General features: G+C 44.1%; 18 protein-coding genes and 1 riboswitch. Of the genes, 7 read left to right on the forward strand and 11 right to left on the reverse strand.

Translation table 11 applies throughout. From position 1 onward, the window contains the following. The first annotated feature begins 305 nt into the window (after nucleotides 1–305). The 3 genes from WBA89_RS20680 to WBA89_RS20690 all read left to right on the forward strand — a co-directional run bounded on the left by WBA89_RS20680 (nucleotide 306) and on the right by WBA89_RS20690 (nucleotide 5442). A complete protein-coding gene (locus WBA89_RS20680) occupies nucleotides 306–1391 on the forward strand; it encodes a DMT family transporter (protein ID WP_424409093.1) in 1086 nt (361 codons plus the stop codon). Further along, nucleotides 1392–2570 (forward strand): D-alanine--D-alanine ligase family protein, encoded by a 1179-nt coding sequence (locus tag WBA89_RS20685; protein ID WP_424409094.1) that lies wholly within the window; start codon nucleotides 1392–1394, stop codon nucleotides 2568–2570. A 556-nt stretch (nucleotides 2571–3126) separates the two neighbouring features. Continuing rightward, on the forward strand, nucleotides 3127–5442 hold the full coding sequence (locus WBA89_RS20690) for a right-handed parallel beta-helix repeat-containing protein (protein ID WP_424409095.1): 2316 nt from the start codon (nucleotides 3127–3129) through the stop codon (nucleotides 5440–5442). A 194-nt stretch (nucleotides 5443–5636) separates the two neighbouring features. Here the strand turns inward: WBA89_RS20690 and WBA89_RS20695 are convergent, their stop codons facing one another. The 7 genes from WBA89_RS20695 to WBA89_RS20725 all read right to left on the reverse strand — a co-directional run bounded on the left by WBA89_RS20695 (nucleotide 5637) and on the right by WBA89_RS20725 (nucleotide 12528). Next, nucleotides 5637–6509: a DUF6282 family protein gene (locus WBA89_RS20695; RefSeq protein WP_424409096.1), complete on the reverse strand. Its 873-nt coding sequence runs from the start codon at nucleotides 6507–6509 to the stop codon at nucleotides 5637–5639. A 433-nt stretch (nucleotides 6510–6942) separates the two neighbouring features. Beyond that, entirely contained in the window at nucleotides 6943–7389 is a 447-nt protein-coding gene (locus tag WBA89_RS20700) for a SufE family protein (protein WP_194066240.1), read from the reverse strand. 264 nt (nucleotides 7390–7653) lie between these two features. Then, a complete protein-coding gene (locus tag WBA89_RS20705) occupies nucleotides 7654–7848 on the reverse strand; it encodes a hypothetical protein (RefSeq protein WP_424409097.1) in 195 nt (64 codons plus the stop codon). Next, entirely contained in the window at nucleotides 7839–8303 is a 465-nt protein-coding gene (locus WBA89_RS20710; RefSeq protein ID WP_424409099.1) for a hypothetical protein, read from the reverse strand. The genes WBA89_RS20705 and WBA89_RS20710 overlap by 10 nt, the downstream gene beginning before the upstream one ends. A 97-nt stretch (nucleotides 8304–8400) precedes the next feature. Next, on the reverse strand, nucleotides 8401–8823 hold the full coding sequence (locus tag WBA89_RS20715) for a hypothetical protein (RefSeq protein ID WP_424409101.1): 423 nt from the start codon (nucleotides 8821–8823) through the stop codon (nucleotides 8401–8403). Next, on the reverse strand, nucleotides 8807–11053 hold the full coding sequence (metE, locus tag WBA89_RS20720) for a 5-methyltetrahydropteroyltriglutamate--homocysteine S-methyltransferase (RefSeq protein ID WP_424409102.1): 2247 nt from the start codon (nucleotides 11051–11053) through the stop codon (nucleotides 8807–8809). The genes WBA89_RS20715 and metE overlap by 17 nt, the downstream gene beginning before the upstream one ends. 459 nt (nucleotides 11054–11512) lie before the next feature. Continuing rightward, nucleotides 11513–11659, reverse strand: a riboswitch (cobalamin riboswitch). 290 nt (nucleotides 11660–11949) lie between these two features. Then, nucleotides 11950–12528, reverse strand: coding sequence for an SgcJ/EcaC family oxidoreductase (locus WBA89_RS20725; RefSeq protein WP_424409104.1), 579 nt, complete (start codon nucleotides 12526–12528; stop codon nucleotides 11950–11952). A 305-nt stretch (nucleotides 12529–12833) separates the two neighbouring features. Between WBA89_RS20725 and WBA89_RS20730 the strand changes: the two genes are divergently transcribed. Further along, a complete protein-coding gene (locus WBA89_RS20730) occupies nucleotides 12834–12959 on the forward strand; it encodes a hypothetical protein (RefSeq protein WP_424409106.1) in 126 nt (41 codons plus the stop codon). Nucleotides 12960–13329: 370 nt separating this feature from the next. Here WBA89_RS20730 and WBA89_RS20735 read toward each other — a convergent pair whose 3' ends face one another. Further along, nucleotides 13330–13692 carry a hypothetical protein gene (locus WBA89_RS20735; protein WP_424409107.1) on the reverse strand — a complete coding sequence of 121 codons (363 nt, stop codon included), beginning with the start codon at nucleotides 13690–13692 and terminating at the stop codon, nucleotides 13330–13332. Nucleotides 13693–14004: 312 nt separating this feature from the next. On the opposite strand from WBA89_RS20735, the gene WBA89_RS20740 reads away from it, so the two are divergent. The 3 genes from WBA89_RS20740 to WBA89_RS20750 all read left to right on the forward strand — a co-directional run bounded on the left by WBA89_RS20740 (nucleotide 14005) and on the right by WBA89_RS20750 (nucleotide 16124). Further along, on the forward strand, nucleotides 14005–14388 hold the full coding sequence (locus WBA89_RS20740) for a response regulator (protein ID WP_424409109.1): 384 nt from the start codon (nucleotides 14005–14007) through the stop codon (nucleotides 14386–14388). Nucleotides 14389–14397: 9 nt separating this feature from the next. Next, a complete protein-coding gene (locus WBA89_RS20745) occupies nucleotides 14398–15000 on the forward strand; it encodes an adenylate/guanylate cyclase domain-containing protein (protein ID WP_424409111.1) in 603 nt (200 codons plus the stop codon). Between the two features lie 188 nt (nucleotides 15001–15188). After that, the gene (locus WBA89_RS20750) at nucleotides 15189–16124 is read left to right on the forward strand and encodes a spermidine synthase (protein WP_424409113.1); all 936 of its coding nucleotides are present in this window, start codon (nucleotides 15189–15191) and stop codon (nucleotides 16122–16124) included. 324 nt (nucleotides 16125–16448) lie between these two features. On the opposite strand, the gene ccmS is transcribed toward WBA89_RS20750, so the two are convergent. The 3 genes from ccmS to WBA89_RS20765 form a co-directional block, all read right to left on the reverse strand. Continuing rightward, nucleotides 16449–16883: a beta-carboxysome assembly chaperone CcmS gene (gene ccmS, locus WBA89_RS20755; RefSeq protein ID WP_424409114.1), complete on the reverse strand. Its 435-nt coding sequence runs from the start codon at nucleotides 16881–16883 to the stop codon at nucleotides 16449–16451. A gap of 167 nt (nucleotides 16884–17050) precedes the next feature. Next, entirely contained in the window at nucleotides 17051–18850 is a 1800-nt protein-coding gene (locus WBA89_RS20760; RefSeq protein ID WP_424409116.1) for an ABC transporter ATP-binding protein, read from the reverse strand. Nucleotides 18851–19059: 209 nt separating this feature from the next. Further along, on the reverse strand, nucleotides 19060–19679 hold a 620-nt coding region (locus WBA89_RS20765; RefSeq protein WP_424409115.1), incomplete at its 5' end, for an RtcB family protein.

Here is a 19679-nt window from a genome sequence, read left to right on the forward strand (position 1 = left end):
CCTTCAGCCTAAGCTGCTGTCAATTATCAAACGTATATAGCCTTTCGAGCGTAACATGAGGTACTCTCGTGGGCTTATGGCTTATGGCTTATGCAGGAGTGGAAGGAGCCCGCATACCTCACCAAGCTTGAGAACCGCTATAGTCCTGCACGGGTCGCCAGAAACCTGGTTTTTTGTACCAAACTTCCTGACAGCCTTCGCTCCCGACCGAAAACCCGGTTTCTCGAATCAGAAGTGGGTAATTTCTGACAGGGTTTTGGCATTCTTCTAATTTATATCTTCAGCCTTCGCGGGAACTTGAAATAATGTCAAAAAATCTGAAATCGCCCGATATAAATATTGATAAGCAGCCCAATGTATTGGAGGATAATGAGTTAATATCTGCGCTATCAACTGAAGAAAAAAGTATTGTTTCGGGAAATCAGGACAATTTAAACAACGGTGAATTAGCTGAAAGTCAAGGTAAAATTTGGGCGATCGGAACGCTGTCGGCGGCGCTGCTGGCGGTGTCGCTGGCCGCCATTTTTATTAGGTTGAGCGAACGGGAAATCAGCCCGAATGCTACGGTTTTTAACCGCTTGTGGATAGCAACTGCGGTATTTGGACTGTGGAACGGTGCAAAAGAAGCGCGCCGCCGAATGTCTGGGGCTGAGGTTGATGAAGGGCGATCGGGCTACACTCTGCGCGATGTGATGCTACTAACAGCCGTCGGCGTGGTTTCTTCTGCTTCGCTGGGTTTCTGGGCTTGGTCGCTGAGTCAAACTAATGTCGCTAATTCTACTGTACTCCGCAACTTAACTCCTTTATTTACTACTTTGGGGGGATGGCTGCTGTTGGGACGGCGTTTTGACAGCAGGTTTTTGCTGGGACTGGTGGTGGCTTTGTCTGGTGGAATTGCGATCGGCATAGACGACTTGCAAACAGCGGGAGACAACTTTGCCGGGGACATTGCTGCTATGTTATCAGCAATGTTTTACGCAGCAAATCTGCTGATTGCGGAACATTTGCGAACCAAGTTCCCGGCGACAATTATATTGATGTGGCGCTGTTTTATTGGCAGCATCTTGGTTTTGCCGCTAGTTTTGCTGGCGGGCGATCGAGTTTTCCCTTATTCTTGGCAAGGATGGCTGGCAGTAATTGCTTTAGCCGTGATTTGCCAAGCTTTCGGCCAAGGACTTCTCATCCACAGTCTCGGAAGTTTGTCATCGGGATTTGTCGCCATTTTTCTGCTGCTAGAACCCGTAATTACGGCGATTATTGCCGGGATGCTGTTTTCCGAAAGTTTGAGCTTGTTTAATTGGTTCGCTTTCTCTGTAGTTTTGGCTGGAATATATTTGGCAAAATCTAGTAGTTCTGCCGATCGCAAATCACACAAAAAGGAAAAAACTTAAATGGTTGCAACATCAACTATCAGGAATAGCTGGCATTACGATTTTAGTCTGCTGCCTCAATATTTAGACGTGCTGTTTGCTAAACTGCGGATTGCTGTAGTGTTCGGCGGCGACTGCGATCGGCCCGGTTCCGTGATTTACAAAACTCACAATCCCCGCTCTTGGAAGAGTTACGAAATCGTCGCCCGCGAGATTGCTAAAGCATTAACAGAAATCGGCTTCCAATACGTGTTTGTCATCCCTGATGACATGAACCTTCCCGAACAGCTCAAACAACAAAAAATTCATTTAGTGTGGCTAAATACGGGCGGAGTCCAGGGCTACAACCCTGTTTGTCACACTCCCGCCCTGTTGGAAATGTTGGGAATGCCTTATATCGGTCACAATCCTTTAAACAGTTCAACTTTAGATAACAAACACGCTTTCAAACGGGAACTGCAATCAGTCGGAATAAAAACCGCTCCGTTTATGACTTGGCATCCTTCTCAAGGAATTTTGCAGCCTAATTTGCACGAGCGTTTTTCCATTGCTTTCGGCGATTATCGAGGGCCGTTTGTAGTTAAACCAGTATCCGGTCGCGCTTCGCTGCACGTTCATTTTGTAGACAAGATTGAGGATTTGTCTCAAGCTGTTTCGGAAGTCCACCGAACAACTCACAATACTGCTTTAATTGAAAAATATTTGCCGGGACGAGAATTTTGTGTAGCGGTTTGCGGCTATGTAACTTATGCTAAAAGCTGTTTTACTAAAAATGCGAAACCCTTTGCTTTTGCCACGGTAGAGCGAGTTTTGGAGCCGGAGGAACTCATCTTTACTTCTATGGATAAAAAAGCGATTACGGCCGACCGCGGACGATTGATGGGCGCGGAGGAACCTGAACTAAAACAGCAGTTAATTGATTTAGCTCGCAAAATCTATTGGGAGTTTAGTTTGAACAGTTTGGTGCGAATTGATGTCCGCAGCGATGGCGATGGAGAACTTTATGTTTTGGAAGCAAATCCGAAACCGGATCTCAAACATCCAGGCAAAAATGTAACGAGTTTGGTGGCTTTGGGTTTGGCGGAATACGGGATGAGTTATAACGATTTAATTTTTAGTTTGCTGGCGGATAGGTTGAATTATTTGTTGACTCAACATATCGAGATTGTTCCTCATATTGTGGATTTGCTCGATCGATGAAACTTTGACAAAATATTTGTTAAGGTGCGGGGCGGCGCACCGTTGCTGTCATTCGATTTGAGATTTTAGATTCCAGATGCTCCCGATTTACCCCGCGGATCGAGGATCGGGCTCTTCTGATTGGAAATTTTAGATGCTCCCGATTGATTCCACGGATAAATCGCGTGGCGGATACCACCTTTGAAATTATTGGTCAAATTTATTAGCAATCTACTGTTTGACTGTTAGGCATTCGATCCCCCCGCAGCGCCGGAATCGCTGCGGGGGAAGATATTTAAGTCAAGCCCTACTCGGCTTCAACCAGGAGGAGCAGCGGGTATGCGAAGGGGATCGAGACAGGGATATAAATGATAGATACAAAGGTTTTTAGGCGGTTGTTGACACCAATGCAATGCGAGCCTTACCCATTGAGTTTTTGTAAATATATATGAATTATTGAGACAACTAAACACAGGCTCGCAAGTTGTGATAGCCTTGAGTAAGATAGCAACTTCGGGATGCCATTTTTGGTGGCAAGCATCAGGATAACTCAATTTATATCGATTAGATAAACCAAATGGAAGCATTACTTTTATTAATAGGATTTGGAGGGGGGGTATTAGTCTGCTGGCTAATATTGAAGAAGCGAAATTCGCGAAATTTGGTGAGGATGCAGGGTTCGCAGGAGGCGATATCGAAGTTGGCGTCGCAGTTGGATGCCAGAACTTCGGAATTGCGGCAAAAGGCGGAGACTGAAAATCAGCTAAATTCGGAATTGTCCCAGTTGCAAATGCGCTTGGAAAATGTGACGGGCGAGCAAGAATTTTTAAACAATCAAGTGTCGGAGTTGGAAGGGTTTATGGCCCAAATTGCTGAAGAGCGATCGCAAGTTGATGCTTTGATTGCTGATTTGCAGTTTCAGTTAGAAAGCGCAGGGCAAGCTCAGTCGCAGTTACCGCAACTGGGCGAACTTCAAGCTCAATTAGAAGTTGCACAGCAGGAGCGATCGCAGCTTAACGCTCAAATCCTGGAAATGCAAACAGAGCGAGAGGCGCTGGATGCAGAGAGCGCTCTATTTCGCGATCGGCTGTCTGAACTGGAAAGTCAGTTGGAAACAGCCAGTCAAGGCAAATTGCAGCTAAAGTACCAGTTGTCGGAAATTCAAATTAAGTTCGATCGCTCAATTCAAGAGCGGGAGCAACTGCATTCTCAACTGTCGAGTTTGCAAGCTCAATTGGAAAGTGTACAGCAACAACAGGAAATACTCAATTCTCAATTAGAAACCGCCCGCCAACAAGCAGAACAACCTCAATCTGAATTATTAGATTTGGCAACACAGTTAGAAGCTGCAAATCGAGATAAAATGCAGTTAAACTCTCAATTGTCTGAGCTGCAAAATCAATCAGAGACAGTTATTGGAGAGCGAGAACAACTGCTTTCTCAGTTGTTACAATTTCAGGCTCAAGTAAATCCCAGCGAGGGAGATAACTCCCAACTTCTATCTCAATTATCGGAACTGCAAGCTCAATTAGAAACTGCTAACACTGAGCGATCGCAGCTTGCGGCTCAACTCTTGGAATTCCAAACAGAAATTGACACAGCCAACCAAAATCAAAATCAACTGCAATCTCAAATATCCGAGTTAGAAACCCAGTTAGAAAGCGCGACTCAAATTCGCTCAGAATTAGAATCGCAGCTTGCGGCTCAACTCTCACAATTCCAAACTCAAGTCGCGCAAGCAAACCAAAATCAAAATCACCAGCAATCTCAGATATCCGAGTTAGAAACGCAGTTAGAAAGCGCGACTCAAATTCGCTCAGAATTAGAATCGCAGCTTGCGGCTCAACAGTCGGAATTCCAAGCTCAAGTCGAGCAAGCTAACCAAAATGAAAATCACCAGCAATCTCAGATATCCAAGTTAGAAACTCAGTTAGAAAGCGCGACTCAAATTCGATCGGGATTGGAATCTCAGTTAGAAACTGCTAACAGAGAACGATCGCAACTTGATGCTCAACTTTCAGAACTTCAAAGTCAAATCGAGACAGCCAACCAGAATCAAGCTCAATTGCAACGTCAAGTATCTGAGTTAGAACATCAGTTAGAAACAGTCAATCAAGAAAGCTTGGAGTTACAATCGCCAATTGTCGAAAAGGGCGATCGAGAACTTCCCAAGGCTGAATTAGCAGACCAAATTGAAGAATCCACCTCACAACCAATAGTAGAGAAAAATCAAGGACTTGTTGTTTGCCCAGAAGGTCAAGGCGATTATACTACTATTAGCGAAGCGGTAAAAAATGCGGCTTCGGGTACGCGCATTTACGTACAGCCAGGTTTGTATCGAGAAAGTTTAATTATCGACAAATCTGTGGAAATTATCGGCAGCACAGAAGCGGGTAGCGTCACTGTCGAAAGCACCGATTCAAACTGCATTCAAATGCAAACAGACAGCGCTTTAGTCCGAGGCTTGACGCTGATCGCAACAGGGAAATATTATGCTGTAGATATTCGTAAAGGCGAATTAATTGTAGAAGACAGCGATATCACTTCTGCCAACTATTCTGTGGTAGTAATTTGCGGGCCAGATGCTAATTCGGTAATCCGGCGCTGTCAAATTCACGATGGAATATGGAACGGGATTTTCATCTCGGATAATGCGAGAGCAACGGTGGAAGATTGCAATATTTATGATAACGGCAGTTTGGGAATCGGTGTCGGATTGGGAGGAAAATTGATCGCGCGTCGCTGTCGGATTAATGGTAATGAAGGTGAGGCGATCGTAGTTTACAGAGATGGCATTGCTACAGTGGATGATTGCGATTTAACGGGTAATGCTGGCGGTGCTTGGCGGATTGCAGATAACGGATACGTGCGCGGTAAAAACAATCAAGAATAGAAGAAGTCATCAGTCATTAGTCATTAGTCATTAGTCAGTAGTCATTAGTCAGTAGTCATTAGTCATTAGTCAACAGTTAGTAGGGGCGGTGCCCCCGTGCCCGCCCTCTTAACAGTCAACAGCTAATAGCTAACAGTTAACAGTCAACAGCTAACAGCTAACATCTAACAGCTAACAGCTAACAGCTAACAATGCTAAATTCCTAACAAGCGAGCGGGATTTTGCTTCATCATTAAATCAATTTCAGGTTGAGAAATGCCTTCATCCATCAACTTTTCTACAAATAATTTGTAACCTTCCGCAGGTAAAGGATCGGGTTTCCTTCCCAAATCGGTGCTCAGAACAAAATGCTCGGCTCCGATGAGTTTAATGGCTGCTACCATCTGATTAATTGAAACGTGATGCCAGTTTTTATGTCCGTCATCTGCGGCATTTTCTCCCATCAAATCGTTGACAAATGCTAATTCTAGAAACGCTCCCATCTGGGCTGCTGTTTGCATATTTTCTAGGGACAAACCGGGTACATCTGCCATTGCGTGGGTAATCAGGATGTTTTTAATGTTGAGAAGTCTGGCTTGCCGGATAACTGCCATAACTTCTGCTGAGGAAATGTGTCCGGTTTCCAATACTAAATTATCTCTAGCTACTATCTTGAGTACCGCTGCTGTTTCTGGTAAAAGTTTGCCGTTTTCTGCTACTTTAATCCCGATTCCAGACTTGTGAAAAACTTTTAAATGATGCTCGGAATCAACGGTTGGCAGCCACACTACTTTACCGTATTTGCCGCCGATGCGGTGCATTGCTTCTACAGCTTGGGGATTAATCCCGCCTGCGGAATGATTGAGCACAATTCCCCCGAAAACTTCGATTTGCGGTACAATTTTATGGACTAGAACTGCCCGTGCTGCGGTGCTGCCATAGTGATTTTTTAAGACAACTGCTTTCATGTGCGCGCTGGCGGCAAATTTAGCTACCTCAAAATCATCCAACCTGCGGGGAATTACATCAGGAGACGAATGGATGTGAAAGTCGATCGCACCTTCAATGATACTTTTTTGTGAGTCCATCGGCTGCGACTGTCCGACAGCATATATCGACCCAGAAAAGGACAACCAACTTATCGAAAACGCCGCTGTTATTACTAATAATTTTAAGGTGACAAATCGGAATAAATTCATTAGTTTATATCTATCTATCTAACCCAATAGCATTTCAAGAACAGGCAAGATGCCTGTTCTACAAAAATATAACAGGCAAGATGCCTGTTCCACAAAAACATAACAGGCAAGATGCCTGTTCCACAAAAATATAACAGGCAAGATGCCTGTTCCACAAAAATGGAATTTTCTTGTGGGGTGGGCTTCTAGCCCGCCCATATAGAGGCCAGCTTAAATAAAAGACTTAACCGCTGGTACATCAAACTCAGGAATGACGGCGCGGGATAGTTACTAGAATTAGATTTGGCTAAATCTGCAGTCTGAATCATGGCTGTTTTTCCGGTTAGTTTGCTTCTGCTTGCGCGCTCAATTCGCAAGCCACTGCTTTATTTTTCATCATTTGAAAGATGTTATAAAATCCGTTGGCGCGGGAAGGTGTCAGGCTCACATTCAATCCCGTATCTTGAATAAAATCTGGGGTAATGCTAACTATTTCAGCAGGCGTTAATCCGCTCAAACCTTCCACAAGCAAGCCAACTAATCCTTTGACTAACTGAGCGTCAGAATCGCCTTGATACAAAACTTTTCCGTCGGTCAAATTTGCGGTAATATAAACTTGCGATACGCAGCCAGAAACTTTGTTTTCTGGGAGTTTATCGCTTTCGGTAAATGCTGGGAGTCGCTTGGCATACCACAGCAGTTGTTCGTAGCGCTGTTTCGGATCGGAGTGTCGCTGGAAGCGCTGGACGATTTTAGCTAGGGCTGCGGGTAGCGCGGTATTTGCGGACATGATTTCGAGTAGCGGTTGAATTTGCTGATCTTGTACATTCTATTGTACCAGTAGGGCGATCGATATAGTCATGGACGCGCGGGTGGCCATAAATCTGGTTTCTGACACCCCGCGCACATCCAAGAAACCGGGTTTCTGCGATAATTTACGCATCCCCACCAAAATTGAGTCAGAAACCGGGTTTTTCAGAGAAAAATTATTCGTTGTAGCCTACAGATTAGCTAAAAAACCCGGTTTTTTTGGTCTTGATGCGTCAGTCCTGAATTAGTCAGATCGTTTAGATTGAGAATCCTGTTTGGGAAGATGCAGCTTTGCTATTTGCGATCGCACTATTGCTATTGTAACAAACAATGCACCGCTAGCCAAACCGATCGCAAACCGAAACCCCAACACTAAAAAACCCTCTAGCTTCCGTTTTGGGACTGGTTCGATCGCAACTTTGTACTCAATCAATTGCATCGTAGATTTTCTTCGTTCAAACGGGTGAACTGAGGTTGGAATTCTTCCCATCCTTTGCAGATTTGCTCGTAACATTGCGAGGGCGAAATCGGTAGATTTCGCAGATAAAAGAACGTGACTTCCCGACCGGATTCCAGCAGCAGAATGATGTCTTTACTAGGGTTATAGGTATCTGCAGCTTGCAAAATATGACCGTTCATGTGGTGATTTTGCAGGATGGCGGTGTCGGGAGCCAATAACCAAGCATTGAGAAAGGGAGCCAAACGACTGCGGGGAACAAAATGCGATTGGAATGTTTCACCAGTAACTCCCATCAATGGGTTATTAAGACTACAAATTACTGCGCCTCGTTCACCATTCAGATAGCCAACCCAAGCGTTATAGCCTAACACCAGCAGATTAGTTGCAATAAAGGATTGCTGCCAATCTTCGCTATTTGTTTCAGATGTCATCATCTATTAAATATCCAGTATCAAGTTATCAACCTATGCGAAATATGAATTGAGTTGAATTTAGGCATTAAGAGCGAAAGTTTTAGGGTGTCAAACTTGGTTAAAATTCCTCCCATCGCCTACAGACTTGTTCGTAGCAATCGGCAGGAGGAATGGCTAGTTTGCTTAATAGATTTACCTCTGTTTGACGACCAAATTTCAGCAATAGCAGAATATCTTGTTCGGGATTGTACTTAACAGTTGCTGCTATCACAGATGGAATATTCGATGAGTCAACGGATAGCGATCCCAGATAAAATTCCATCAAATTCACAGGAACAAACTGAATGTGAAAAGGAATTGATTCGAGGTTGGTCATTGTAGAACCAAGAACTTGAGTATCTACATCACAGACCACAACACCCCGCCCGAAAGACTCAAATCCCTTCCATCCTGTATAACCAATAACCAGCAAATTGGTGTGAATAAATCCCTGTTGCCAATAGCCAAAATTTCCTTGCCAAACGCTATTTTCCGGTCGCATTTACTTCCTCCCGCAGGATTTTAGCAGCTTCCACCATATTTTTTAGCGCCGGAATTACTTCTTCCCAACGTCGTGTTTTTAAGCCACAATCGGGATTTACCCAAATTTGTTGAGTTGGTAGATTAGCAATGCCAGTTCGCAGTTGTTGCAAAATCTGTTCCGTCGTTGGCACCACTGGACTGTGGATGTCATACACGCCATTACCCACTTGATAGGTGTAACCTGCGGCGGTTATTTCATGCAGCGTTTGGTTATTGCTGCGGCTATTTTCAATCGAAATTACATCGGCATCTAACCGTTCAATATCTTTGATGATATCGCCAAATTCGCAGTAGCACATATGCGTGTGAATTTGAGTTTGAGGATGAGCGCTTGCAGTAGCCAGAAGAAACGCATCTACAGCCCAAGACAGGTATTGATTCCACTTTTCTACTTTCAGAGGTAAGCCTTCGCGCAATGCTGGTTCATCTACTTGAATTACTTGCGCTCCTGCTGCTTCTAAATCTGCTATTTCATCGCGCAAGGCCAAAGCTATTTGAAATGCTTGTACTTGTCTAGAAATATCGGTGCGCGGATATGACCAATTTAAAATTGTTACGGGGGCTGTTAGCATTCCCTTAACGGGTTTTTGCGTCAATGATTGCGCTACTTTGAACTCGCGTACAGTCATTGGATTAGTGCGAACAACATCACCGCAAATAATCGGCGGACGCACGTACCGGCTGCCGTAGCTTTGTACCCAGCCATTTGCCGTGAAGGCGAATCCATCCAACTGTTGTCCGAAATATTCCACCATATCGGTGCGTTCAAATTCGCCATGAACCAACACATCTAGCCCAATTTCTTCTTGGATTTTAATGCTATCGGCAATTTGAACGTCGATCGCAGCTTGATAGTTTTCTTGACTCAATTCACCCTTTTTGTAGCGCAGCCGCAGTTTTCGCACTTCCGGGGTTTGAGGAAACGAGCCGATCGTTGTGGTGGGAAAAATGGGCAGAGAAATCTGTTTCGACAACCGCAAGCCGTAGGATAATTTGCGTTGAAAGTCATTGGTTGTCAGGCTGTTCAGACGTTCCTGCACGGCAATATTGGTAGGGCTAAACTCCTCGAAGGTTGTCCAGGCATTGCTAATTTTAGTGCGATCGCTTCCAGTCTCTTCTCCGGCTAAACTGCGTGCCAAAAACTTCACAGCTTGCAGCTTTTGTTCGGCAAAACTCAACACGTTGCGGAGAGGTTCTGGCAACTTTGTTTCCCGTGCGGCATCGTAGGGAACAAACTGCAATGATGCCGACGGCTGAATTACAATATCGGGCGTAATTCGGTGAATCTGTTGCAGCACTGGCAGCACTTGTTCTGGACGAATTTGCCAAATATTGCGAGCATCTACAATTCCCACACCCAATCGTTTATCAGCAGGAAATCCCTGTTGTTTAAGCAATTCCAAATTGCGTCCGCGAGTGAAATCTAAGCTGATTTGAGCAACTGGTAACTGCATCACCCAAGGATAGGTATCTCCCAAATCATCAAAGTAAGTAACTAAATCGATGGGAAGTTTAATTTCAGCTAAGGAACTATAGGTTGAGTCAAAGGCTTCTTTGAATTGGCCAGCATCACCCAGAACCAAGGCAGGTTCGTGAATTTGCACTTCAGAAACACCCAAGTTTTTTAAGGCTTGCAGCAACGCCAGATAACGCTCTCGCAATCTTGAAATTGCTTCATTCAAGGGTATGTCAAACCGACTCAATCGCAGTAAAGTAATGGGGCCTAAAACAATAGGAATTACTTTTTCGCCTAATAAAGTTTGAGCGCGATTAACTGTTTCGAGAAAGTCGCTAAAATCAGCAGGCTGCCATTCTGAGGTAATTTCTGGCACCAGGTAGTGATAGTTGGTGTCGAACCATTTAGTCATTTCTAGTGCAGGTATCCCTTCTTTGCCCCGCGCCATTGCAAAGTAGCGATCTAAACCTGATAAATCCCGAAAGCGATCGGGGATTAACCCTAGGCGAACTGTCCAATCCAGAACACTATCGTAAAGGGTAGTATCGCCAACACCGATGCGATCTATACCTGTTTTTAGCTGTGTTTGCCAGTTTTCTATTTCTACTTTTCTGACTGTTTGCAGTAAATTATTGGCATCTAATTTGCCACTCCAAAATGCTTCTAGTGCGATTTTAACTTCGCGATTTTTACCAATGCGAGGATATCCAATTGTTGCAGTTGAAATTGACATAATTTTTCCTAAGTATGAGTCGATCGATAGAATTATCAGTGCAGAGCGCAATTTACTGAATCTTTACTATTGATAATTTCTGAATTATCGTATCGAGTTTTTGACATTTCATATAAACTCTATCGGAAACTAATGAGTATCCGATACTGAATTTTCTACAGCAATGTCATCAGATTGCAATGTGACGCATCAAAGACAAAACCATCTGAATTTCTAACACAGTAACAACAAAGCTGTTAGAAATTACAGCAGGCAAAACCCCGCGCAATATTTCTTGCGTCTAAAACTAGATAATGCTGTTGAGGCTAACTTTTTTTACTCGTTATGTTGCTCTAGAAACCAATTTCACCACAGGTTTCTCACGGGTTAAGGAGCATAATAGCCGATCGCGCAGCGTCTGGTGAAAACAATCGAATCGAAAACAAAATACTGAAGACATCCGTACCTCGCAGATGGGTTAATAGAACGATACAATCGGCGGGCATCCTGACTAAGAAGCTAATGTAGGCTTCATCACAGTTGCGGGACAGCGCCGGGTTTGCACCGAACTTTCCCCGTTTCCTCTAGTGGGTGATCTCCACCAGAACCGATTAGGTCATACCATAGCACATTTTCCCAGATATGCAACCCCTAAAGTCAATTATGGCGATCGAATATCATCCAAATCATTAGCCTGGATTTTTGGTAAATTGCGATCGCGCCTCTACTGCAATACTCCGGACAGTTTTTTCTGCAGCCGCTGAAACCCTCACTATACCGTTAAGATTTTAGCTGCTGGGCAAGCTAAAACCCGCACTGTACTGTTGGCGGCGGTCGAAAACTGTCCGGAATACTGTAGTGTGTCCTTTAATTAATAACTATCTAATCTGAATTAAAGAACTCACAAAAAAGGCCAACTAATCAACGGCAGACTTCAGATTTTTCGGAGGTTTAGGAATCGCAGAAGAATGATGTTCAACAATCATCCATTTACCGTCATCACCCTTGACGTAAACAAAGGTATATCGGGCGGGAACGACTGTTTTCTTTTTTCCTTGACCGAGATAAGTGAAAGTGTAGTAACCGCTATTAATTGCCACATTATCGTAAACTCGAATTACTGGTTTATAATCTTGGGCTTTCAACTGAGGCAGTTTGGCAAACACTTCAAAATAATCCCGAATTTCCTGCGAACTATCTCGCTTTTGTTTAGAGACTGTCGCCCAAAGCAGAGCATTGGGACTGTATAATTTCACAACTTCATCAACAACATTCGGTTTCCCCGATGTCACCGTATCTATCCATTTTTGTGTAGCTGCGGCAACTTCTTTTTGACTGTCTTCAGGGTTGGCTGTGGCTACTTGGGTATTGCCAGCAGCAACTTGTTGTGAATTGTTGGCTTCTGGTTGCGGTGAAGTGGCAGCCGTGTTAGGCTGCTCGGCACAGCCAGATGCTAAAAGTAGGGTAACTAACAAAGAAACAACTTGAGCTTTCATGGTTTTTACCTGGTTGCTTGAGAAATTCGGTTTTAGGGATAAAAATTATCTGCTATAGGATTGTACCATAAATTCTTACCTAATTCTGCTCGAAAAAGTGAATTTGCCAAAAATTGAGTTCAAATATCGAGTTTTTCAGGCAGCTTTGCTCCTAGGCTTATACCTCCTATTAACAGTTGGTCTTTCGCTTTCTTTTGGAGCGGTGCTAATGAGTCTAAGTCAATTGTGGCAAGCATTTCTGCACCGAAGCGATACTGTCAATCAGCTTGAGAATTGCTATCTTAAATAAAGGTGAATTTTTTGGTATGGGAACTGCCGAACAAGTTTTAAATACTGATAATTTACCTCGGATTGTTGGTGTGGAGGCGATGGTTTTAGAAAAAATTAAGCGAGCAACTGCTCAACTTAAACAAGTTCTCGCTAAAAAGTAGAGTATGTTACGGAAACTTCCTGGAGTAACTCATTGCCAAAATCCAAGTTTAACCAGAAACTGTTCAAGAAACATTGGTAATTACACTGCGGGTAAGAGCCGTAGAAGCCACAAAAGCAGACCCGATTTTTAGAAATACAAAATTTATATGAATTATGGAACAAATTGACGGCAATTTATATCAGTCCGGGATGCAAAAACCCGATTTTTTCACGTAATTTGGTCATATACGCTCGCGACAATGAGAAACCGGGTTTTTTTTGTCTAGTGCGTCCAGGACTGTTTATAAAAGTGAGAAAGCTAAAGGTACTCAAAATCGCGCAGCGGAAACCGGGTTTTTGAGCCTGACTCCCAATGCTATCAGACCGCCCTCAAGTTAGATCCAGAGGCGGCAAACCCCGCAACTGTCGCAGCGAGTTGATGCACAACTGACAGTCGCAGCCAAACAACGCCACCGCTGCATCGCTTTCTTCTTCCGTAAAATCCAGCATCGCCACGGGTTCTTGATTCGGGCGCTGCCAACTGATTCTCGGTTTAGAATTAGCAGCAGCAGCTTTGCGTGGAAGGCGCACGCAAGTCAGACGCTGAGTGTGGGGCGATTTGACACAGTTGGGGGTATTAGTCGGTTGGCCTGGTATTTCGCTAGCTTGAACGGGATTGGCGATCGCACTCACAGACATCACAGACCCAAGCAGCGTCGGACTTACCAATAAAGTGAGGAGCAATTTATTCATTTATCGTCCTTAAGAACTTTCAAGTAATACAGTAGCTGATTACTCATTATTATTCAACAAAGTTTTCATCTGTCATCAGTACGTTTTACCGTTATTAATACTTAAAAACCGAATATGTCCCGCCCTAATATTCTACAAAAGTTGCAATTATAGCTGTTATTCTGATTTTGTTTGCGGAAAATATTTGATTTTAATAAAAATGTAGTTTGCAGGTCGATCGCAATTACTTAATTTTAAGATTTGTTGCAATTTGAGGAAATCCCGATCGCCAGCGATAAAAAATTATCCAAGGGGGGTAAACTAATTTCAGCCATGACAAGTCGCAGCAGACAAGTTTACCTCAAAACCAGGTGGGGAGAAACGATCGCAGTTTTAGTTGTGGAAGATTCCCGGAGCCAGCGGGAGTGCATTTCGCATCAGTTGAGATGCAGCGGATTGAATGTAATTCAAGCATCTGACGGTGTGGAAGCGCTGGATAAAGTTGAGAAAAGTTACCCGGATTTAGTATTATTAGATATCGTGATGCCTCGCACGGAGGGCTGCGGCGTTTGCCGTTTAATTAAAGCCAACCCCGAAACTCGGAATATACCAGTAATATTTTTAACGGGGAAGGGACAGCAGTTAGCTTTATTTTCCAGGGCGATCGATCGCGCCGATGCTTGTGTTAGCAAACCTTGGCATTGGGAAACTAATTAACAAACTAAAATGAAAACAAATAACCGCGCTTACCTGCGAGAATTGCTGCAACAAAGAAACGAACGTCCAGAAAAAGCCGCAGAAATTGATGCGGAAATTAATGCGACTTTCCGCCAAAATCACGCAATTTTGGTAATGGATATGTCGGGATTTTCGCGAACGACTGTCCGCTACGGAATCATTCATTTTCTGGCGATGATTCACCGGATGCAGGCAATTGTAAAACCGATAATTGCCGAATGCGGCGGCACTGTCGTTAAGGAGGAAGCAGATAATATTTTTGCAGTGTTTCCTGATGTAAAATCTGCCGTGAAATCTGCGATCGACTCTCTCAAGCAAACGGCGGCTGTCAACACTACCCTGCCGCCGGAAATGGATATTTACCTTTGCATTGGCATAGGTTGCGGAGAAGTTTTGATGCTGGAAGGAGAGGATATGTACGGATCGGAATTTAACCTAGCATCCAAGCTGGGAGAGGATTTGGCGGAACGGGGAGAGATTTTGCTGACTGATTCTGCCTTTGAAAAGTTGGAAGGTGACAAACAAAATTGGGAAAGAGTGGATTTTTCGATTTCGGGTTTAGAGTTGGTGGCATATCAGCGATCGGCTTAATTTCTTTAGATACTCGGCGATTAAAATCGCTGCATAGAGTCAAACTTTCGTCCACTCCAAGGGGACTGAAGAAATAAGACTTGTAGGGTGCGTCAGGCTTGCGTTATCAAGTGATTGTTGAGAGTTATGGACTGACGCACCTTACTAATTGTGACACTTGCGTAACTCTTAATAAAACGTAAAATTCGATGATCGAGCACGAAAAAAATTGGCAAGCTATGAATTTAGCTGCAATTCATAAGCGGCTGGCGGGGCTGCAAAAACAGCCCGACGGAGTTGTTTTTTGCAAAGATTCTGGTGTTCACTATGTTGCAGTTAGAAAAGACAAAGGTCAAATTAAGTTATCTTTAGTAGAAAAGGTTAATCTGCATACAGACTTGTTACAATCCGTTCTCGATCTCAACAATCCCCTGCATTTAGTTTCTGAATATACTCAGGCGATGATGTTAGGTTTAGTCTGGCAAAACCAACCTCAAAGAATCTACATCGCTGGATTTGGCGGCGGCAGAATTCCCTTGGTTTTGCACCACTATTTGCCGAAAACTGTTATAGAATGTGCGGATGTCGATCCGATCGCGATCGAAGCCGCTACCGAGTGCTTTGGGGTACAATTGGGCGATCGGCTGACAGTCGCAATTCAAGACGGGAGAGAGTATCTAGAGCAACAAAGTTCAGATATTCAGTACGATATCATCATGACAGACGTATTTTTTGGCAACGGCTACTCTCCGCACCGGCTGGCTACCAAAGAATTTTATCAACTCTGCGAAAAACGCTTGTCTGGGGAGGGAGTTGTGCTGGTAAACCTGCTGCAAAGAGACGAGTTTTTTGCGGAAAAACTGAAGACTTTTCAAAGCGTGTTTTCTCAGGTGTGCGTCTGCCCTTGGAAGGACATTAACAGTGTTTTAATTGGTAGCAACAGCCCTAGTTTAGAGAAAAGCGAGATTGTTGCTAGAGCAAAATATTTGCAAGACGGGCATGATTTTTCATTTTCGTTAATCGATAGGGCGTTTGATATTAAAGTAGGTAGAGAATTGGCGGAATCTGTAGCTAATTTAGATAAAGCTCAAATTTTGCATGACGATTCGCCGCCTGTTGGTTATTTTGATTCTTGGTTATTTTGATTCTTGATAATAAGTCCGGGTTTACTTTTTGTGGAACAGGCTCTCCGGCCTGTTCCTGATGCGGCTTTCACGCGAGACTAAGAGAAAAGGGGGTATAAAAACTGGATTTGATATAGCAATCCTCGCATCATTTTCAATAACTGGTTAAGAGGCTAAGAGCCTAGGAATTGATGTCACTTTTGAAGAGCCTTCTGCGACAATGGAGGCTCTTCCTCGCCCCAGAAGCGTTACCAGGCTCTGCCTGGTAACGAGTAGAACCGGGTTTTTGCGAAGATTCTTCGTTGTTATCCAGAGATTCGGTAAAAAACCAATCAAGGAAATAACTTACCCTTTCATATATTCAAGCATCTGCTGTTCCAGCTTAGCCAACAATGTATCGACATCCGTCGCAGCTTCCTCAAAACAAACAGGAGGTTCGGGCTTAGGTTCAAATAAAATTAGCTTGATTTCACCTTCGCCGATCGCCACAATTGTCACTTCTTTTTCAGGTTTGTGAGCTTTTAAAATTCCTAAAATTTCCTGAATGTGATTTTTGACTTGGCGGTTCAATTCCTCGATCGCATCTTTTTTAAAATATACGAAACGCGGCTTTTCTACAACATCAATTCCTAAAACATCTTCACTTTCCTCGCCTCTCTCCAAAAATAGCCCCCAAGCCAAAGCAGCCAATTCTTGTTTGTTATCTTTGACAAATGTATCCAACTTGCTGCGCCAGCTATTGGGATTGGGTTTGGACTCAGGGCTATCAAATAGAAACATTTTCTCTCTTTGCTTGTAGAAACTAATATCTTACGGTTATTTGTTATTGGTTATTTGTTATTGGTTATTTGTTATTGGTTATTTGTTATTAGAAGAGTGTGAATAACTAATTACCAATGACCAATGCCCAATGACCTGTTTGGCCAATGCCCAAAACCGCTGCGTTTTTATTTTATACCAGATTGCACGCGCCAGAGCGACGCATAAATTCCATCGTGTTCGATAAGTTGTTCGTGCTGCCCCGATTCTACCACTAGCCCCTCTTCCATGACACAAATGCAGTCGGCATTGCGGACTGTAGAAAGACGGTGGGCGATCGCAATTGTAGTGCGATTTTTGGTAATTCGTTCGAGCGATCGCTGAATTGCCGCCTCCGTCTCGTTATCCACCGCTGAAGTAGCTTCGTCAAGAATCAAAATCGGCGGATTCTTCAAAACAGCCCTCGCAATAGCAATTCGCTGCCGCTGTCCCCCCGACAATTTTTGACCGCGTTCCCCTAAAATAGTTTTGTAACCGTCCGGCAATTGCGCGATAAACTCGTCAGCTTCCGCAATTTTAGCAGCATTTACTATCTCTCGATCTGTTGCCTCAAAACTGCCGTAAGCAATATTTTCTGTCACCGTACCGTGAAACAAAAACACATCTTGACTCACCAATCCGATCGCTCTCCGCAAATCTTTCAAATTCAGGTTATTTAATTCTATACCGTCGAGATAAATCTGACCGTACTGTACCTCGTAAAGCCTCAAAATCAATTTCACCAGCGTACTCTTTCCCGAACCAGTTGCGCCCACAATCGCAGTAGTTTTACCCGCCGGCAGAGTCAGGGAAAAATACTGCAAAATCGGCTTTCTTTGATTGTAAGAAAAAGTGACATTTTTAAATTCTATCTCGCCCTTAATCGAGCTAATCGGCAACCGAATATCGCCCGTGCGAATGGCGATCGGCGTATCCAACAAATTCATCACCCGATTAGTAGAAGCCATTGCGCGCTGGTATTGATCCAGAGTATCTCCCAGGCGAGTCAGCGGCCACAGCAACCGCTGAGTTAAAAACACCAAAACGCTGTAAGTTCCCACAGACAACTGGCCCGCCACAACCTGCAAACCGCCCAGAAACAGCGTTGCAATAAACCCCAAGAAAATCACCACCCGAATCAGCGGAATAAAAGCAGCCGAAAGTGCGATCGCCCGCTGATTGCTTTGGCGGTAAGCTTGGCTTTGTGTGTCGATGCGCTGAGTTTCGTAATCTTCGGAAGTAAAACTTTTAATAGTAGTAATTCCCATCAAATTATTCGACAGTTGCCCGTTGAGAAAACTCACCTTTTCCCGCACATCAGCATAGAGAGGAGCGAGGCGATTTTGAAAGGCGATCGAGCCCCAAATAATAAAAGGTATCGGCAGCATTGACAGCCCAGCAACACCAGGAGACGCAGCAAAAAAAGCCGCGCCGATTACGACAACGGTTGTAATTACCTGAATCACCTCATTAGCGCCGTCGTCCAAAAAACGTTCGAGTTGATTGATATCATCGTTGAGAATAGAAATCAAACCGCCCGTACTGCGTTCTTCAAAATAAGCTAATTCTAATTCTTGCAAATGGCTGTAAGCTTCCAGACGCAAATCGTGTTCGATATCCTGAGCCAAATTGCGCCACAAATAATCGTAAGCATATTCAAAAATAGATTCCAGCGTCCAAACAATTAAACTCAAAAGAGTTATAATAGCCAGTTGCCAAAAAACATCTTTGATGCCCCACTGAGCCAGGATAGAATCTTGTTGTTTCACCACCACATCAACAGCAACACCGATTAATGCTGGCGGCGCCAAATCAAAGAATTTATTCAGCAGCGAGCAAATACTTGCCAGCCAAATTTTGATGCGGTAGCGGCGGCCGTACTTCAGCAGCCGCTTTAGGGGATGCACTGGTTTTGATTGATCTGGTGACAATTGAGGATTGGGGGTAATTGGGCAATTTTTAGATTTTCACTTATTCTCACAGCTTTAGAAACGGGCAAGATGCCCGTTCCACAACGCCAGAAACTGTCTTTGAGAACGGGCTTTTAGCCTGTTCAGACCGGGCAAGATGCCCGTTCCACAACTAAGAAATTGTCTTTGAGAACGGGCTTTTAGGCTGCTTTAGACACAGTTATTGAGAATGGAGAAATAGCCCCTGGCTACGCTTTAAATGTTAACACTGGCTTCATTTTAGCGACTATCCCCACCATTTGTGCCTCCACCTGAACGTTAATTACTGGTTGAATTGGTTTGTAAGCTGCCGGTGCTTCTTCGATTCTGCGTTGTTCGCGCAAGGTAATGCAATCTACCCCAGTTAATCCCAAAGCGGCGTCTGTTTTGTCAACACCTTTGCGACTCATATCGAAGCGCGATCGCGCCCTGCCCGCACCGTGAGAAGCCGATCGCAAAAATCGATCGTTTCCCAAACCAATTAGCAAATAAGAGGGCGCACCCATCGAACCAGGTACAATTACAGGCTGGCCATCAGGTGCGGGACAAGCGCCTTTGCGAGTCACCCAACCGGCACCTTCAGAAGAGGTAATATTGTGAGGCAAATCGTAAACTAAAGGAGCTTCGATATCCCCGAAAACTTGCCGCAAACGCAGTCGCAGAAGTTCTGCTAGCAGCAAGCGGTTGATAAAACCGTAGTTAGCGGCCGTTGCTTCCGCTTGCAAGTAGCTGCTCACAAGTTCGGGATTTGCTGCCAGAGACAGCGGAAACAGCCCGGATTCAGGGTATTTTAGGGTTTTAGGCCAGGCTTCGCAAGCTCGATCGCGCC

Source organism: Microcoleus sp. (assembly GCF_049646505.1).
GTDB lineage: Bacteria > Cyanobacteriota > Cyanobacteriia > Cyanobacteriales > Microcoleaceae > Microcoleus.

Coding starts and splice junctions, on each gene's coding strand:
- WBA89_RS20680 (WP_424409093.1), top strand. CDS start 306: ATGTCAAAAAATCTGAAATCGCCCGATATAAATATTGATAAGCAGCCC.
- WBA89_RS20685 (WP_424409094.1), top strand. CDS start 1,392: ATGGTTGCAACATCAACTATCAGGAATAGCTGGCATTACGATTTTAGT.
- WBA89_RS20690 (WP_424409095.1), top strand. CDS start 3,127: ATGGAAGCATTACTTTTATTAATAGGATTTGGAGGGGGGGTATTAGTC.
- WBA89_RS20695 (WP_424409096.1), bottom strand. CDS start 6,509: ATGGACTCACAAAAAAGTATCATTGAAGGTGCGATCGACTTTCACATC.
- WBA89_RS20700 (WP_194066240.1), bottom strand. CDS start 7,389: ATGTCCGCAAATACCGCGCTACCCGCAGCCCTAGCTAAAATCGTCCAG.
- WBA89_RS20705 (WP_424409097.1), bottom strand. CDS start 7,848: ATGCAATTGATTGAGTACAAAGTTGCGATCGAACCAGTCCCAAAACGG.
- WBA89_RS20710 (WP_424409099.1), bottom strand. CDS start 8,303: ATGATGACATCTGAAACAAATAGCGAAGATTGGCAGCAATCCTTTATT.
- WBA89_RS20715 (WP_424409101.1), bottom strand. CDS start 8,823: ATGCGACCGGAAAATAGCGTTTGGCAAGGAAATTTTGGCTATTGGCAA.
- metE (WP_424409102.1), bottom strand. CDS start 11,053: ATGTCAATTTCAACTGCAACAATTGGATATCCTCGCATTGGTAAAAAT.
- WBA89_RS20725 (WP_424409104.1), bottom strand. CDS start 12,528: ATGAAAGCTCAAGTTGTTTCTTTGTTAGTTACCCTACTTTTAGCATCT.
- WBA89_RS20730 (WP_424409106.1), top strand. CDS start 12,834: ATGGGAACTGCCGAACAAGTTTTAAATACTGATAATTTACCTCGGATT.
- WBA89_RS20735 (WP_424409107.1), bottom strand. CDS start 13,692: ATGAATAAATTGCTCCTCACTTTATTGGTAAGTCCGACGCTGCTTGGG.
- WBA89_RS20740 (WP_424409109.1), top strand. CDS start 14,005: ATGACAAGTCGCAGCAGACAAGTTTACCTCAAAACCAGGTGGGGAGAA.
- WBA89_RS20745 (WP_424409111.1), top strand. CDS start 14,398: ATGAAAACAAATAACCGCGCTTACCTGCGAGAATTGCTGCAACAAAGA.
- WBA89_RS20750 (WP_424409113.1), top strand. CDS start 15,189: ATGATCGAGCACGAAAAAAATTGGCAAGCTATGAATTTAGCTGCAATT.
- ccmS (WP_424409114.1), bottom strand. CDS start 16,883: ATGTTTCTATTTGATAGCCCTGAGTCCAAACCCAATCCCAATAGCTGG.